The organism is Vibrio owensii, from assembly GCF_002021755.1.
In the GTDB taxonomy this organism is placed as follows: domain Bacteria; phylum Pseudomonadota; class Gammaproteobacteria; order Enterobacterales; family Vibrionaceae; genus Vibrio; species Vibrio owensii.
The window spans coordinates 3,140,920-3,156,528 of record NZ_CP019959.1 but is presented as its reverse complement, the minus strand read 5'-3'; the positions used below and the strand labels follow the sequence as shown (position 1 = coordinate 3,156,528).

Sequence of the window (15,609 nt, the reverse complement as noted above, 5' to 3'; positions counted from 1 at the left end):
GGGTTCAGAGATGGCTAATATCATTTTTATCGACAACTTTGACTCGTTCACCTACAACCTTGTGGATCAATTCCGCTCGCTAGGTCACTCAGTCAAGATTTACCGAAACAACATCCCAGCAGAAACCATTGAACAAGCGGTAAATGAGCTTGAAAACCCAGTGGTTCTGCTATCACCAGGTCCTGGTGCACCGTCAGAGGCAGGCTCAATGCCAGAGCTTATCCAACGCATGAAAGGCAAAGTGCCGATGCTCGGCATTTGTCTAGGTCACCAAGCGATTGTTGAAGCATACGGCGGCACTGTTGCTGGCGCGGGCGAAATCATTCACGGTAAGGTCTCTATGATGGAGCACCAAAACCATGCGATTTACCAAAACCTACCATCACCACTTGCAATTGCACGTTACCACTCGCTAGTTGCGACCAAGGTTCCTGAGAGCCTAACCATCACAGCAGAAGTGGATGACTTGGTAATGTCTGTTGTACATGAAGAAGATAAAGTTTGCGGGTTCCAGTTCCACCCGGAATCTATTATGACGACCTACGGAGCGACACTGTTGGCCAATGCCATTGAATGGGCACTTGAAGAACAAACTTCAACGAACCCACTCACTGCTTAAAAAGCACTTGGCACATAAGAAATTTAGGAGAGGAAATATGGAAGCAATCATCAACCCTATTATTACCAAACTGTACGAGCAAGAATCGCTTACTCAGGAAGAGAGCCAACAGCTATTCGACATCATTATCCGTGGTGAACTAGACCCAATTTTGATGGCATCAGCACTGACTGCACTAAAAATCAAAGGCGAAACGCCGGATGAAATAGCAGGCGCGGCAAAAGCACTACTGGCAAACGCAAACCCATTCCCTCGCCCAGATTACGATTTCGCAGATATCGTAGGCACTGGCGGCGACGGTCACAACACCATCAACATTTCAACCACTGCGGCGTTTGTTGCTGCAGCATGTGGTCTAAAAGTAGCGAAACACGGTAACCGCAGCGTTTCAAGCAAATCTGGTTCTTCTGACCTTCTTGATTCATTTGGTATTAACCTAGCAATGAGCGCAGAAGATACGCGCAAAGCGGTAGACGAGATCGGTGTTGCTTTCCTATTTGCACCTCAGTACCACGGTGGTGTGCGACATGCGATGCCAGTGCGTCAAACCATGAAAACACGCACTATCTTTAACATTCTTGGCCCACTGATTAACCCTGCTCGTCCTAACATCGAGTTGATGGGCGTTTACAGTGAAGAACTGGTTCGTCCTATCGCAGAAACCATGCTACAAATGGGTATGAAGCGCGCCGCTGTAGTACACGGCAGTGGCTTGGACGAAGTAGCAATTCACGGCGAAACAACCGTTGCTGAAATCAAAGACGGTAAGATCACAGAATATAAACTAACGCCTGCAGACTTCGGCCTAGAAGCGCACCCACTAGAAGCGATCAAAGGTGGCGATCCTGAAGAAAACAAAGCGATCATTACTAATATTCTGACGGGTAAAGGTACAGACGCACAATTAGGTGCAGTGGCAGTGAACGTTGCTCTGCTAATGCGTCTATTCGGCCACGAAGATTTAAAAGCCAACACGCAGCAAGCGATTGAGGCAATGAATTCAGGCAAGGCGTACCAATTGGTACAACAACTTGCCGCACACGCTTAAGGAATTGAAGAAGATGACTGACTTCAACACTCAGAAAGCTGACAACCTGTCTGAACACGTTTCCAAGAAAGAAGCAGAAATGGCAGAAGTACTAGCGAAAATTGTCCGCGACAAATATCAGTGGGTTGCAGACCGTAAGGTGTCTCAACCGCTAAGCACATTTCAGTCTGATTTGCTGCCATCGGACCGCAGCTTCTACGATGCTCTGAGTGGCGAAAAGACGGCATTCATCACCGAATGTAAGAAGGCATCTCCTTCTAAAGGTTTGATTCGTGATCACTTCGACTTGGATTACATTGCATCGGTTTACAACAACCATGCAGATGCAATTTCAGTCCTAACAGACGAGAAGTACTTCCAAGGTAACTTTGACTTTCTTCCTCAAGTGCGTGGTCAAGTCAAACAACCAGTTCTGTGCAAAGATTTCATGGTAGATACTTACCAAGTTTACCTAGCACGTCATTACAGTGCTGATGCTGTGCTATTGATGCTTTCTGTCCTGAATGACGAAGAGTACAAAGCGCTAGAAGAAGCAGCACACAGCCTGAACATGGGTATCTTGACCGAAGTCAGCAACGAAGAAGAGCTTCATCGTGCCGTTAAGCTTGGCGCACGCGTTATCGGCATCAACAACCGTAACCTTCGCGACCTAAGTACTGATTTGAATCGTACTAAAGAACTGGCACCGACAATTCGCGAACTGGCTCCTAACGCAACAGTAATCTCAGAATCTGGCATTTATACACATCAACAAGTTCGTGATTTAGCGGAATACGCAGACGGCTTCTTGATTGGTAGTTCACTGATGGCAGAAGACAACCTTGAACTTGCAGTACGTAAAGTGACGCTGGGTGAAAACAAAGTCTGTGGTCTTACTCATCCAGATGACGCAGCGAAAGCGTATCAAGCTGGTGCGGTATTTGGTGGCTTGATTTTTGTCGAGAAGTCGAAGCGTGCGGTTGACCTTGAAGGTGCTCGCTTAACCATGAGCGGTGCTCCTCTGAATTATGTAGGCGTTTTCCAAAATCACGATATCGATTTTGTTGCTTCTGTCGTGACCTCTTTGGGTTTAAATGCAGTGCAACTGCACGGTCAAGAAGACCAAGCTTACGTAAACCAACTCAAAGCCGAACTGCCAGCAGCAGTAGAAATTTGGAAAGCTTACGGCGTGACTGATGCCAAGCCAGAACTGCTTGCAGACAACATTGATCGCCATTTATTAGATGCGCAAGTTGGCACTCAAACTGGCGGAACTGGTCAAGTGTTCGACTGGTCACTGATCGGCGACCCAAGTCAAATTATGCTAGCGGGCGGACTGTCGCCAGAAAATGCTCAACAAGCAGCGACACTAGGTTGCTTGGGATTAGATTTAAACACTGGTGTAGAAAGCGCACCAGGCAAAAAAGATTCACAGAAGTTGCTCGCGGCATTCACCGCCATTCGCAACTACTAAAGCTGGATATCAGCTAAAAAATTTAAAGCTATTCGTAGCGAAAAATACGAGAAGGAATATAACGATGGCAAAACTGAATGCCTACTTTGGCGAATACGGCGGTCAGTACGTTCCGCAAATTCTAGTTCCAGCACTGGAGCAACTAGAGCAAGCGTTTATCGACGCGCAAGAAGACCCAGAATTCCGCAGTGAGTTCATGACGCTTCTTCAAGAGTATGCGGGCCGTCCAACGGCTTTGACTCTAACTCGTAACCTAACCAAAGGTACGAAAACCAAACTGTACCTAAAACGTGAAGACCTCCTTCACGGTGGCGCGCACAAGACCAACCAAGTGTTAGGTCAAGCACTGCTTGCGAAACGCATGGGTAAAAACGAAATCATCGCTGAAACAGGCGCAGGCCAACACGGTGTTGCGACCGCACTAGCGTGTGCACTACTTGGCCTTAAGTGTCGCGTGTACATGGGTGCAAAAGACGTTGAGCGTCAAAGCCCGAACGTATTCCGTATGAAGCTAATGGGCGCAGAAGTTATTCCTGTCCACTCGGGTTCAGCGACACTTAAAGATGCATGTAACGAAGCGCTGCGCGACTGGTCAGCAACTTACGAAGACGCGCACTACCTACTAGGTACAGCGGCAGGTCCTCACCCATTCCCAACGATCGTGCGCGATTTCCAACGCATGATTGGTGAAGAAACGAAGAATCAGATTTTGGCACGTGAAGGTCGTCTTCCTGATGCGGTTATCGCATGTGTGGGCGGTGGTTCAAACGCGATTGGTATGTTTGCTGACTTCATCGAAGAAGAAAGCGTTCGCCTAATTGGTGTTGAGCCAGCAGGTAAAGGTATCGATACTGACCAGCACGGTGCACCACTTAAACACGGTAAAACGGGCATCTTCTTCGGCATGAAAGCACCGTTGATGCAAGATCCAAACGGCCAAGTTGAAGAGTCTTACTCAGTATCTGCTGGCCTTGATTTCCCTTCAGTTGGTCCACAACACGCACACCTAAACGCAATTGGCCGTGCTGAATATGACAACGTGACGGATGATGAAGCACTAGAAGCATTCCAGGAAATTGCGCGTAACGAAGGTATCATCCCTGCTCTAGAATCTTCTCACGCACTGGCTCATGCACTGCGTATGGCTCGTGAGAATCCAGAAAAAGAACAATTGTTAGTTGTGAACCTATCAGGTCGTGGTGATAAAGATATCTTCACTGTACATGCCATCCTAGAAGAAAAAGGAGCGATCTAATGAGCCGTTATGCAAAGATGTTTGAGCGCCTAAACGAGAAAAACCAAGGCGCGTTTGTACCGTTCGTAACGGTTTGCGATCCAAACGCAGAACAGTCTTACAAGATCATGGAAACATTGGTTGAGTCGGGCGCAGATGCCCTAGAACTCGGTATTCCATTCTCAGATCCTCTTGCGGATGGCCCAACTATCCAAGGCGCTAACATTCGCGCGTTAGACTCAGGTGCAACACCAGATATCTGCTTCGAGCAAATTGGTAAGATCCGAGCTAAGTACCCAGAGTTGCCTATTGGCCTTCTGATGTACGCGAACCTTGTTTACTCTCGTGGTATCGAGAACTTCTATGAGCGTTGTGCAAAAGCAGGTATCGATTCTGTTTTGATTGCAGACGTACCAACTAATGAAAGTGCTGAATTTGTTGCTGCTGCAGAAAAGTTTGGTATTCACCCAATCTTCATCGCACCACCAACGGCAAGTGATGAAACACTGAAGCAAGTATCAGAGTTGGGTGGCGGCTACACTTACCTACTCTCTCGTGCAGGTGTTACTGGCGCAGAAACCAAAGCAAACATGCCTGTAGGTCATATGCTCGATAGACTGAACCAATTTGATGCACCACCAGCGCTACTTGGTTTTGGCATCTCTGAGCCTGCACAGGTGAAACAAGCACTAGAATCTGGTGCGGCTGGTGCAATTTCTGGTTCAGCCGTGGTAAAAATCATTGAAGCGAACGTTGAGCAGCCACAAATTATGCTCGACAAGCTAGGTGAATTCGTTTCTGCAATGAAAGCTGCAACACAAAAATAACGTATCACTGATTTGATAACTATGAGATCGATTCCTTATTAAACATTCGGAATCGATCTTTTTTTTAACATTCAGTTTCTAAAACCTCCCTTCCATTACCATCCATTTTATAAACAACACCAATCAAAACCATTACCTCAAACAATAGCAAACGATTGCTATTGATTAAAAAACTATCATTAATCAAGAAATTCCTAATTAGTCGGTGAGTTTGTACCGGAATTGTATTGCTAATTGTGAATGATAAGTGTAAAAAGCAAGGCGATATAATTATCCAAATAACAACTTTAGATTGGTGGGTAATTTTAGGATTTTACATTTTATTAGCACAGAGGTTATGGAAGTGTTAAAACAAAAGAGTTTGCTAAACAACATTGGCGTGCAAGTCGTCATTGCAATGATCGTAGGTACTGCCGTTGGTGCCTTTATGGGTCAAAGTGCGACTGTATTCGCGCCACTTGGTGCAATCTTTATCAACCTGATCAAGATGCTTGTGATCCCTTTGGTCGCAGTAGCGCTTATCTCAGGTGCGGCAGGTCTAGGCAACAGCCAATCTGCAGGTAAAGTGGGCTTGGTAACCCTAGGTTACTTCGGTCTGACATCCGCCCTAGCAGTAGCACTTGCGCTAGTCATGGGTGAAGTATTCCAACCGGGCATGGGCATCGACGTCTCTGGCGTTGAGGGCATGTTCTCAGCAGAATACGCTTCAAAAGGTGAGCTACCGACTTTCTGGGCAACCATCACTGGTATGATCCCAACTAACGTTTTCCAATCACTAAACGAAGCGAACATCCTTCAGATCCTTGTGTTCTGTATGTTCTTCGGTATCGCGATTTCAAAACAAGAAAAATCACGTCGCGAGCCAATCATCAATGGTGTTAACTGCATCGTTGACGCTATGGTTTGGATGATCAACAAAGTGATGATCATTGCTCCTATCGGTGTATTTGGTCTGATGGCTGAAGCGGTAGGTACGTTCGGTTTTGGTGCCCTGATGGTGGTATTCAAACTGTTCGTTGTTTACGTAGCGGCAATCCTAGTGTTCGGTTTCGTGGTTTACCCAGCGATGGTGCACGTGTTCACTAAGACATCGGCGAAGAAGTTCGTTTCAGCAATGAAAAAGCCACAAGCCGTTGCACTGTCTACAGCTTCTTCAATGGCGACACTGCCAGTAACAATGGATACGTGTGAGAAAGAGTTAGGTGTTCGCAACTCAACAGCATCATTTGTTCTGCCTCTTGGCGCGACCATCAACATGTCTGGTAACGCGATTTACTATGGCCTAGTAGCCATTTTCTTCGCGCAATTATTCAACATCGACCTAGGTATGGGCGCTTACATTGCGATCATCGTAACTTCTACACTAGGCGCAGTAGGCCAAGCAGGTGTTCCTGGTCCTTCATTCCTTGTTGTGGCTGTACTTCTAGCGGCAGGTATCCCAATTGAAGGTCTACCACTATTGTTCGCTCTTGACCGTATCTTCGATATGATTCGTACGGCACTAAACATCACAGGTGACGCAGCATGTGCCGTTATCGTTGATGCTCTAGTGGAAGAAGAAGCACAGCAAGTTGAGCTTCAAAAGCAAGAAGCTTAAGCCTGAATGCAATTTAAACAAGCCGCTCAAAAGAGCGGCTTTTTTTCATCTCAAACTTGCCTTACGTAACCGTTTAAATAGAAACCGGTAGCATATTTTTTCTTTAGTGATATAAGGACGACACAAACATAAAAAATCAATAAACCTAGGCTAGGTTGTCCCATGAAATTAACCTTATCTTTAGGCTCACTGTCGGCTAACAGTTTGTCTATCGAACAAAAACAGCAAGCGCTGCTCGATCTTGTGATCAACGCTTATGAACCACATGAGCGCACCGCGCTTTTTCAAACCATTACGGATTACCGTAAAAACCAACTCACCTCTCTCTTCCCAGAGCATCAGCATAAAAGCTATTCCGTTCTCTTTGAGTTAATGGATTATCGCGATCTTATTCAACGCTATCCAAGCACACTATCAGAAGAAATTGCTCTACTTGAAGACGTTGTAGGACAGTGCTACATGCATTGGTTGGACTTTTGGTGTGAGTGTGAGATCGCTGCGATTAAAGCCAAGTTTCCATTAGAAGAATACGCTTCAACAGCACCCAAACTGCCCTTTGAAGACAGCGCTTATTACGGTGCGCTAATTGAGCGCGTAGAAGATGCTCAACTTATGGTACAAGCTCCGAGCCATCCGCAGGCAATGCCATTGAGTGATGCGATTGCACTCAGCAATCTTGAGCTTTTTATACAAGGTGAAAAGTGGTACGAAATGCTGCCACTGTTGTTTTTGTCCCAAGTTGGCAAACACTTCATCGTGTTAAAGCACCCAGACCAAGAGCCTTGCCCTACTCTCGTTGCTTCTGCACTTATCCAAGATTGGTCCATTCATGATACTTGGCTCAGCTACGCACCGCAGTTTAGTAACGAACAGTGGAATTACTGCTTTCCTAGTTATGGCTACTCCGAATTCACGCGTTTACAGCTATTTACACCATCTGCACTGTTAAAATGTTACTCTCTCCCAGAATTTGATAGTGAATTCAAGTTACAATTGGCTGATACGCAAGCCGTATGTGAAGTGCTGCGCCTGACCGTAAGTGGAAATGCTCAACAAAAACTCTACTTCCTCTACCTCGCTCAAAAAGAACTGATGAGCGTGTTGCATCAAACAGGTTATAAAATCGGCTTCACCATTATCGAGCAACCTTTCATGCTCAACTTTTATCAAGCCATCGACGCAAAAGCGTATTTCCATTCAGGTTATTGCGACTTAAATAACGATGGCAAAGAGACGTACCGTGGATTCTGGAATTTTGAAATGATGGTCAAAGCATTCAGTGATACCGACTTTCGAGGCTATAAACGTGCCGTTCGAGAGATCAGAAAACGTGGTTCCTTAGAAAGAGATGAGCATGTTTGATTTTAGCTTAGAGGCAATAATCTACGCCAAGGCCGTGACGCTCCTCGCGACCGTAGCCGTGGTTATGATGTGGCTCTTCTATTATTGCTATCGCCTGAAACAAAAAAATGAAGTGATCTTCGGTACACACCACGCGCCTTACATAGCGTATTCAGTGTGTATCATTGCGTGGATCAGTAGCAACGCTTACTTCCATACTGACTTATTGCCTCAACTTGGCGCAACGGCCGGCATATTCATGGCAAAGTTTGCCAACCTCGCCTCGTTTTTTGCCTTTGCGTTTGCGTACTACTTCTCTTGCCAACTCGCGGCAGAACAGCGAAAAGGCAAAGTCCATCTATGGCAGCAGGCGATTTTCGTTACCCTTACGGTCTACTCACTGTTTATCAATTTGCGTCCCGATTTGACGGTTGAACATGTGGACATCGTAGGGCCAAGCCAATTCGTCATTGAGTTTGGGCCTCATACTTCGTACTTCTTTATTGGTCTTGTCAGCTTCGTTGTCCTCACGCTAGTAAACCTTGTTGCAATGAGAACCAACAGCAGCAAGCTAACCTTAGCGAAAACGAATTACATGATCGCCGGTATCTTGGTGTTCATGCTGTCTACCGCAACCATTCACCTTGGAATGACCTATTTCATGGGGGATTTCTCACTTACTTGGTTACCACCAGCCTTGTCCATTAGTGAGATGTTGTTTGTCGGTTATGCATTGTTGACCTCTCGCTTCTACAGCGTGAAATATCTGGCCTACATGTGCCTGAGTGCATTGCTCGTTTGTGCGATATTTGTTCTTCCGCTGGGGGCAATATTTATTCCGCTAACGGATAGCAACCAATGGCTTATCGCCACACCTATCTGTGCACTTATCGGTATCACATGGCATTTACTCTACAAACGAGTGAGTCGTTACGCTTCTTTCCTGATTTACGGCAACAAAAAGACTCCGGTTCAACAAATCCTAGCGCTAGAGGAAGATTTTAAACTGTCGATCGATGAGGCTATGCGTCACCTTGGGAATCTACTGCAGATTCCAAATGACAAGTTGCGTCTCGTAACCAGCAACTACAACGAAACCTTTTACGAAGATTACCTTTCTTCTAATAAGTCGGTGTTGGTTCTTGATGAGCTTTCTGAAGAGTTGGATTACAAGGTTTCCGCAAAAGGCTCACTCAAAGCCCTCTACGACAAGATGAGCTCGAACGACACAGCTTTAGTCATGCCTTTATTTGGTCAAGGCAAATCGGTGACGCATTTATTGGTTTCTCCACATAAGAGCAACAATCAAATGTTCTCTAATGAGGAGATCTCTGCGCTGCAGACCTTGCTCACGCGAGTCCAAAGCACTATTGAGGCCGACCGCCGCATTCGTCAAAGTCGTGCTTTAGCAAACTCGATTGCCCATGAGATGCGTAACCCTCTTGCTCAAGTTCAATTACAATTTGAGGCCCTAAAGCAGCACATCGAAGATCAAGCCTCTGTTGAGCAGATCAAATTGGATATAGAGAATGGCCAAGCGGCGATTCAACGTGGTCGCCAACTTATCGATATCATTTTGCGAGAAGTGAGCGACAGCTCTCCGGAGCATGAGCCTACCGCGATGACTTCGATTCACAAAGCCGTCGACCAAGCCGTCAGTCACTACGGTTTTGAAAATGAGAAGATAATTGAAAGAATTCGCTTACCGCAACACACTGACTTTGTTGCAAAACTCAACGAGACCTTATTTAACTTTGTCATTTTCAATCTGATTCGTAATGCAATTTACTATTTTGACTCGTATGCAGATAGTCAAATTGAGATAAGCACCAAAACGGGCGCTTACGAAAATATTCTCGTCTTCCGCGACACTGGTCCAGGCATCGACGAGACGATATCTCACAAGATCTTTGATGACTTTTTCTCTTACCAAAAGAGCGGTGGTAGTGGCTTAGGTTTAGGTTACTGTCAGCGTGTAATGCGTTCATTTGGCGGCAGAATTGAGTGCGAATCTAAGCTTGGCGAATTTACCGAGTTTCATTTGTACTTCCCTGTTGTGCCAAATGCACCAAAAGCCGAAACCTTACGCACACCTTACTTCAATGACTGGAAACACAGTAAACGAAGCACTGAACATAAAGTCACAGCCAACGTACAAATAGATAGCCAAGCACCAACAGTGCTCATTGTCGACGATAAAGAGGTGCAACGTGCGCTTGTACAAATGTATTTGAACCAATTGGGCGTCAACAGCTTACAAGCGAATAACGGTGAAAACGCAGTAGAAGTATTTAAAAACAATCACGTAGATTTAGTTCTAATGGATGTGCAAATGCCTGTTATGAACGGGTTTGATGCAAGCCAAAGAATCAAGGCGCTCTCTTCTCAAACGCCTATCATTGCTTTGTCGGGTGAGTCTGGTGAACGAGAATTAGACATGATCAAAAAGCTGATGGACGGGAGACTAGAAAAGCCAACGACATTGAACGCTTTGCGTCATGTTTTGAACAACTGGTTGAATAAAGATGCCGCGTCTAGCTCTTTTGAAAAAGAGAACGAATAGTTGGCATCCGATATGCATTGCTGAAGTACAAATCGAATTATCCACAGATTCAAGTCCTCTACAGGATGGAGGAGCAGCTTGATAAGGAGTGAACATGATGCTTCATCGACACACATATTACGGCTTGATTCACCACGGTATCAAAACACTGTTGCTTGATCGCGTCGGTCATTACACTGAAGAAGAATACCACCAGTACCTAAGCCTAATGACCGGAAAATCAACGTGTTTTACCATGTCTCATGATGAGTTAGAGGCGACCGTCGATAACCTTCTGAGAGAGGGTTATCTAGAAGATGTTAAGACATTAATCACGCGCTACCAAAACGTCGCGTAGCCACTACTCCTCTCAAAAAATTGCCGTATTGATTACGGCAATTTTTGTTTCCACTAAGCTATAAATGTTCACATTGCCTCAGATTTCGCTAGACTGTCCTCAACTCAACAACTCGGTATTTTTGCAGCATGAAGCAAATCCTTGATTTTATTCCACTCATCGTCTTCTTTGCACTTTATAAGATGTACGACATTTACGTTGCGACTGGTGCTCTTATTGCCGCGACTGCCATCCAGATTGTGTTGACGTTTGTACTGTACAAAAAAGTAGAGAAGATGCAGCTGATCACTTTCGCCATGGTGGCCATCTTTGGCGGTATGACGATATTCCTCCACGATGAGAACTTCATCAAATGGAAAGTGACCATTGTTTACGTGATATTTGCTGTAGGCTTAGCTGTCAGCCACGCAATGGGTAAATCAGCAATCAAAGGCATGTTAGGTAAAGAGATAACGTTGCCGGATGCGGTTTGGACCAAGATTAACTGGGCATGGGTCGGCTTCTTTTCGTTCTGCGCAGGCTTGAACGTATACGTTGCGTTCGAACTCCCATTAGATGTTTGGGTGAACTTCAAAGTGTTTGGTTTGTTGATTGCAACGTTCGCTTATATGATTGCAACGGGCTTCTACATCTATAAACACATGCCAAAAGAACAGAAAGAGCAAAAAGAGAACTCATCCGATGTATCGGTTGATGATTAAAAACTCAGTTTTGCTATAATTCGCTCATATTGATTATTCACAGCGACCTTTGGGTCGCTGTTTTGTTCTTGCTGTCTGGACTTTTGGTGTTGCCTTATTGCAATCCACCCAGACTAGCTTTGCTAGAGTTAATGGATGTCAAAATGAGTCAGGAAATTCAATCCCCTCGCGGCCAATTGCTGCTTCGTACCCTCGCTATGCCTGCCGACACTAACGCCAATGGCGATATTTTCGGTGGCTGGATCATGTCTCAGCTCGATTTAGCGGGCGGTATTCTTGCTAAAGAAATCTCTTCTGGTCGAATCGTAACGGTCTCAGTATCAAGTATCACTTTTAAAAAACCCGTTCGAGTCGGCGACGTTGTGTGTTGTTACGGCGAATGTACTAAAATCGGTCGCACTTCAATGAGCATCGATTTAGAAGTTTGGGTTAAGCCAATCAAAGAACACGGCATTGAAGACCGTTTCATGGTTTGTGACGCCACCTTCAACTATGTTGCGATCGATACTGAAGGCAAACCACGCCCAATTCAGAAGTAATCAAGTACGCCATAACCAATAAATGCTAGGAAGAACCTCACAATTTTTCATGTTCGCTTGTGAGTGACACAAAAAAGGCGTTAAATTAAGACTTTACCCTACCAATTAAGGAAATATGCTATGTGGTACGTCATCTTTTCTCAGGACATCGAGAATTCATTGGAAAAACGTATGAGTGTTAGACCGCAACACCTTGAGCGCTTACAACAGCTTCAAGACGAAGGCCGACTACTCACAGCGGGTCCAATGCCAGCGATCGATTCTGATAATCCAGGTGAAGCGGGCTTTACAGGCTCAACCGTAATAGCAGAGTTTGCTTCTTTGGAAGATGCTCAAGCATGGGCTGATGCCGATCCTTATATCGCGGCGGGTGTTTACGAAAATGTCATCGTAAAACCGTTCAAGAAAGTGTTTTAAGTTATGAAAAAATTACTGTGTCTATTCCTCGCATTTGGTGCCTTAGCTGGCTGTTCATCGAACGATGATAAACAGCGCCAGCTCGAATTGATGGCCTCAAACCGTGCGGGTGTTCTTTCTGCGGGCTTACCGCTTGAATACGGTCCTCTTAAGATTTTACGCATCTCATCCAATAAGAATGTGGTTGAGATGATGATGATCTACAACGACGATGCACTGGGTGCTAAGCCGTTAAACCAAGTTTTGAATACCAGCATTTACACCTACTGCAACACGCCTTCCGTTCGTGAGCAAATCGATATGGGCTTGATGTACCGCATTAAGATCCGTAACTCTCGCGGCCAATTAATGGCAGATGAGCTAGTATCAGAGCAAACTTGTACTGCGACTCAACAGCCACAGTAATGCGCTTATTCGTTCACTAGAATGAGTAAGAGATCAGATAGAAAAAAGCGAGGCTCAATGTCCTCGCTTTTTATTTTCATTTGCTAGTAATCATTAAGCGAGCTCAGTGCGTAACTTTTTCGCGGCTGAGACCAGATTTGCTAACGCCGCTTCTGTCTCTGCCCAGTTTCTCGTCTTCAAACCACAGTCTGGATTCACCCATAAGCGCTGTACTGGCACCTTCTCTGCTGCCTTCTTCAACAGACCTTCAATCCACTCTTGTGTTGGAATGTTCGGTGAGTGAATGTCGTAAACGCCAGGGCCGATTTCGTTTGGATAATTAAACTCTTCAAACGCTTTGAGTAATTCCATGTTCGAGCGAGATGTCTCAATGGTAATGACGTCCGCATCCAACGCCGCCACCGAATCAATAATCTCATTGAACTCGCTGTAACACATGTGGGTGTGGATTTGCGTTTCCGGTTTCGCGCTTGCCGCAGAGATCTTAAACGCATCAACAGCCCATTGCAGATACGCTTTGTGGTCGCGCTTCTTCAAAGGCAGACCTTCACGTATTGCAGGTTCATCAATCTGGATAATATTGATGCCTGCATCTTGTAGGTCGGATACTTCATCACGTAAAGCAAGCGCTAGTTGGTCTGCAATTTCCTTACGAGTGATATCTTCTCGCGGGAATGTCCAACATAGTATTGTCACCGGACCTGTGAGCATGCCTTTCATCTGCTTGCTGGTTAATGACTGCGCGTAGGTAGACCATTCAACCGTGATCGGCTTTTCGCGTTCAATATCTGCCACAACAATGGCTGGTTTCACACAACGAGAGCCGTAGCTTTGTACCCAACCAAACTTTGTGGTTTGGAAGCCAGCCAAGTTTTCGGCAAAGTATTCCACCATATCGTTACGCTCTGCTTCGCCATGCACCAAAACATCAAGGTCGAGCGCTTCTTGGCGTTTTACCGCATCAGCAATATGACCTTTTAGCGCTTGGTGATACTCAGCTTCTGAAAGCTTGCCTGTGCGATATGCGCTACGCTGAACACGGATTTCCCCTGTTTGAGGGAAAGAGCCAATGGTCGTCGTCGGAAGTAGCGGCAAATCAAGCACTTCAGCTTGGTGAGCGGCACGCTCAGCATATGGTGCACTGCGCTCACCGAGTGACGCGGTAATGCTATTCAAACGTGCCTGTACTTGAGGTTTGTTCACATGAGTGGCTGTCTTACGATCCTTAATTGGCTGGCTGTAAGTATCGCAAGCGAGAATGGCGTTTGGGTCACCATCTAGCGCACGCCCAAGTAGCGCCACTTCCGTCACTTTTTGCTTCGCAAACGCAAACCAACTTTTCACTTCTTCACTCAAAGAAGGTTCGAGATCGAGGTCAACAGGGCTATGTAACAGTGAGCAAGAGCTCGCAACCCATAATTGGTCGCCAATTTTATCTTTAACGGGCTGTAAACGTTCCAACTGTTTGCTTAGGTCAGTACGCCACACATTACGTCCATTCACTACACCCGCAGACAATATCCAATCCTCTGGCAACTTAGTGACAACTTCATCCAGTTGCTCTGGTGATGCAGACAAATCAATATGCAGGCCATCCACCGGCAGTTCAATAATCTTGTTTAGTGTGTCACTGACAGAATCAAAATAGGTCGTCAGTAACACTTTCACATCGCTGCGGATCACCTGATATCCGAGCTTGAATGCGTCAGCCCATTTGTCTTCAAGTTCAAGTGAAAGAATAGGTTCGTCAATCTGCACCCACTCGACACCCAAACTTACCAGCTTAGAGAGAATGGCTTGATACGCAGTCAAAATTCTCGGCAATAGCGTTAGGCGGTCAAAGCCCTCTTCCACTTCTTTGCCTAAATACAGGTAACTTAATGGCCCAAGCAGAACCGGCTTCACTTTATGCCCTGCTTTAATCGCGTCGTTTACTTCCTCAAACAATTGCGGCCAACTGACTTCAAATGAATCATCCTTACTGAATTCAGGAACAATGTAGTGATAGTTAGTGTTGAACCACTTCGTCATATCAGAGGCAGCCGCTCCTTTGCAATCACAGCTAGCTTGAGACTGCCCACGGCCGACTTTGAATAGCGTGTCTAGATCTGGAAACCCATTAGCGTGACGCTTCGGTACATGCCCAAGCAACAAAGTGGTTGTAAGTACATGATCGTACCAAGCAAAGTCACCAGCCGCAGCGAAGGTTAAACCCGCTTCCGTTTGCGTGCTCCAGTTCTTCTCACGTAATGCAGCACCAACTTGTTTGAGTTCGTTTTGATCAATTTCTCCTCGCCAGTATTTTTCCTGAGCAAATTTGAGTTCGCGTTTTTCACCAATGCGTGGGTAACCAAGAATATGCGTTGTCGTCGCCATGTCCGTATTCCTTATTCAGTGTCTGATGTTTGAGTCAGAACATCGAGTATGAAACTTACCAAGATGTCTGGATGGCTAAAACTATCTCTCTGACAAGAGAATTGAACAACATCCAATTATTCAACTTGTTTATTAAATAATTTCATAGTGAG

The 15,609-nt window shown here is 45.6% G+C and carries 14 protein-coding genes; 13 read left to right on the top strand and 1 reads right to left on the bottom strand.

The window, feature by feature from the left end; translation table 11 throughout:
• Positions 1-10 precede the first annotated feature (10 nt).
• The 13 genes from A9237_RS14485 (at position 11) to A9237_RS14425 (ending at position 13,081) form a co-directional block, all read left to right on the top strand.
• Positions 11-619: an aminodeoxychorismate/anthranilate synthase component II gene (locus tag A9237_RS14485; RefSeq protein WP_078608454.1), complete on the top strand. Its 609-nt coding sequence runs from the start codon at positions 11-13 to the stop codon at positions 617-619.
• A 37-nt stretch (positions 620-656) separates the two neighbouring features.
• Positions 657-1,667 (top strand): anthranilate phosphoribosyltransferase, encoded by a 1,011-nt coding sequence (gene trpD, locus A9237_RS14480; protein ID WP_078608453.1) that lies wholly within the window; start codon positions 657-659, stop codon positions 1,665-1,667.
• A gap of 13 nt (positions 1,668-1,680) precedes the next feature.
• Positions 1,681-3,120 (top strand): bifunctional indole-3-glycerol-phosphate synthase TrpC/phosphoribosylanthranilate isomerase TrpF, encoded by a 1,440-nt coding sequence (gene trpCF / locus A9237_RS14475; RefSeq protein WP_078608452.1) that lies wholly within the window; start codon positions 1,681-1,683, stop codon positions 3,118-3,120.
• Positions 3,121-3,184: 64 nt separating this feature from the next.
• Positions 3,185-4,375 (top strand): tryptophan synthase subunit beta, encoded by a 1,191-nt coding sequence (gene trpB / locus A9237_RS14470; RefSeq protein ID WP_064368599.1) that lies wholly within the window; start codon positions 3,185-3,187, stop codon positions 4,373-4,375.
• Positions 4,375-5,181: a tryptophan synthase subunit alpha gene (gene trpA, locus A9237_RS14465; RefSeq protein WP_042522821.1), complete on the top strand. Its 807-nt coding sequence runs from the start codon at positions 4,375-4,377 to the stop codon at positions 5,179-5,181. The genes trpB and trpA overlap by 1 nt, the downstream gene beginning before the upstream one ends.
• A 337-nt stretch (positions 5,182-5,518) precedes the next feature.
• A complete protein-coding gene (locus tag A9237_RS14460; protein ID WP_009706921.1) occupies positions 5,519-6,778 on the top strand; it encodes a dicarboxylate/amino acid:cation symporter in 1,260 nt (419 codons plus the stop codon).
• Between the two features lie 162 nt (positions 6,779-6,940).
• Positions 6,941-8,140: an acyl-homoserine-lactone synthase gene (locus tag A9237_RS14455; protein ID WP_078608451.1), complete on the top strand. Its 1,200-nt coding sequence runs from the start codon at positions 6,941-6,943 to the stop codon at positions 8,138-8,140.
• A complete protein-coding gene (luxN, locus tag A9237_RS14450; RefSeq protein ID WP_078608450.1) occupies positions 8,133-10,682 on the top strand; it encodes a quorum-sensing autoinducer 1 sensor kinase/phosphatase LuxN in 2,550 nt (849 codons plus the stop codon). The genes A9237_RS14455 and luxN overlap by 8 nt, the downstream gene beginning before the upstream one ends.
• A 94-nt stretch (positions 10,683-10,776) precedes the next feature.
• Positions 10,777-11,019, top strand: a complete 243-nt coding sequence (locus A9237_RS14445; protein WP_009706924.1) for a hypothetical protein — start codon at positions 10,777-10,779, stop codon at positions 11,017-11,019.
• A gap of 128 nt (positions 11,020-11,147) precedes the next feature.
• Complete coding sequence (locus A9237_RS14440) at positions 11,148-11,720, top strand: septation protein A (protein ID WP_005434973.1); 573 nt, start codon at positions 11,148-11,150, stop codon at positions 11,718-11,720.
• A gap of 143 nt (positions 11,721-11,863) precedes the next feature.
• Positions 11,864-12,259, top strand: a complete 396-nt coding sequence (yciA, locus tag A9237_RS14435; protein ID WP_009706926.1) for an acyl-CoA thioester hydrolase YciA — start codon at positions 11,864-11,866, stop codon at positions 12,257-12,259.
• 120 nt (positions 12,260-12,379) lie between these two features.
• Entirely contained in the window at positions 12,380-12,676 is a 297-nt protein-coding gene (locus tag A9237_RS14430) for a YciI family protein (protein ID WP_020196838.1), read from the top strand.
• A gap of 3 nt (positions 12,677-12,679) precedes the next feature.
• Positions 12,680-13,081 (top strand): GspS/AspS pilotin family protein, encoded by a 402-nt coding sequence (locus A9237_RS14425; RefSeq protein WP_005434979.1) that lies wholly within the window; start codon positions 12,680-12,682, stop codon positions 13,079-13,081.
• Positions 13,082-13,174: 93 nt separating this feature from the next.
• Here the strand turns inward: A9237_RS14425 and metE are convergent, their stop codons facing one another.
• A complete protein-coding gene (metE, locus tag A9237_RS14420; RefSeq protein WP_078608449.1) occupies positions 13,175-15,457 on the bottom strand; it encodes a 5-methyltetrahydropteroyltriglutamate--homocysteine S-methyltransferase in 2,283 nt (760 codons plus the stop codon).
• Positions 15,458-15,609 lie beyond the last annotated feature (152 nt).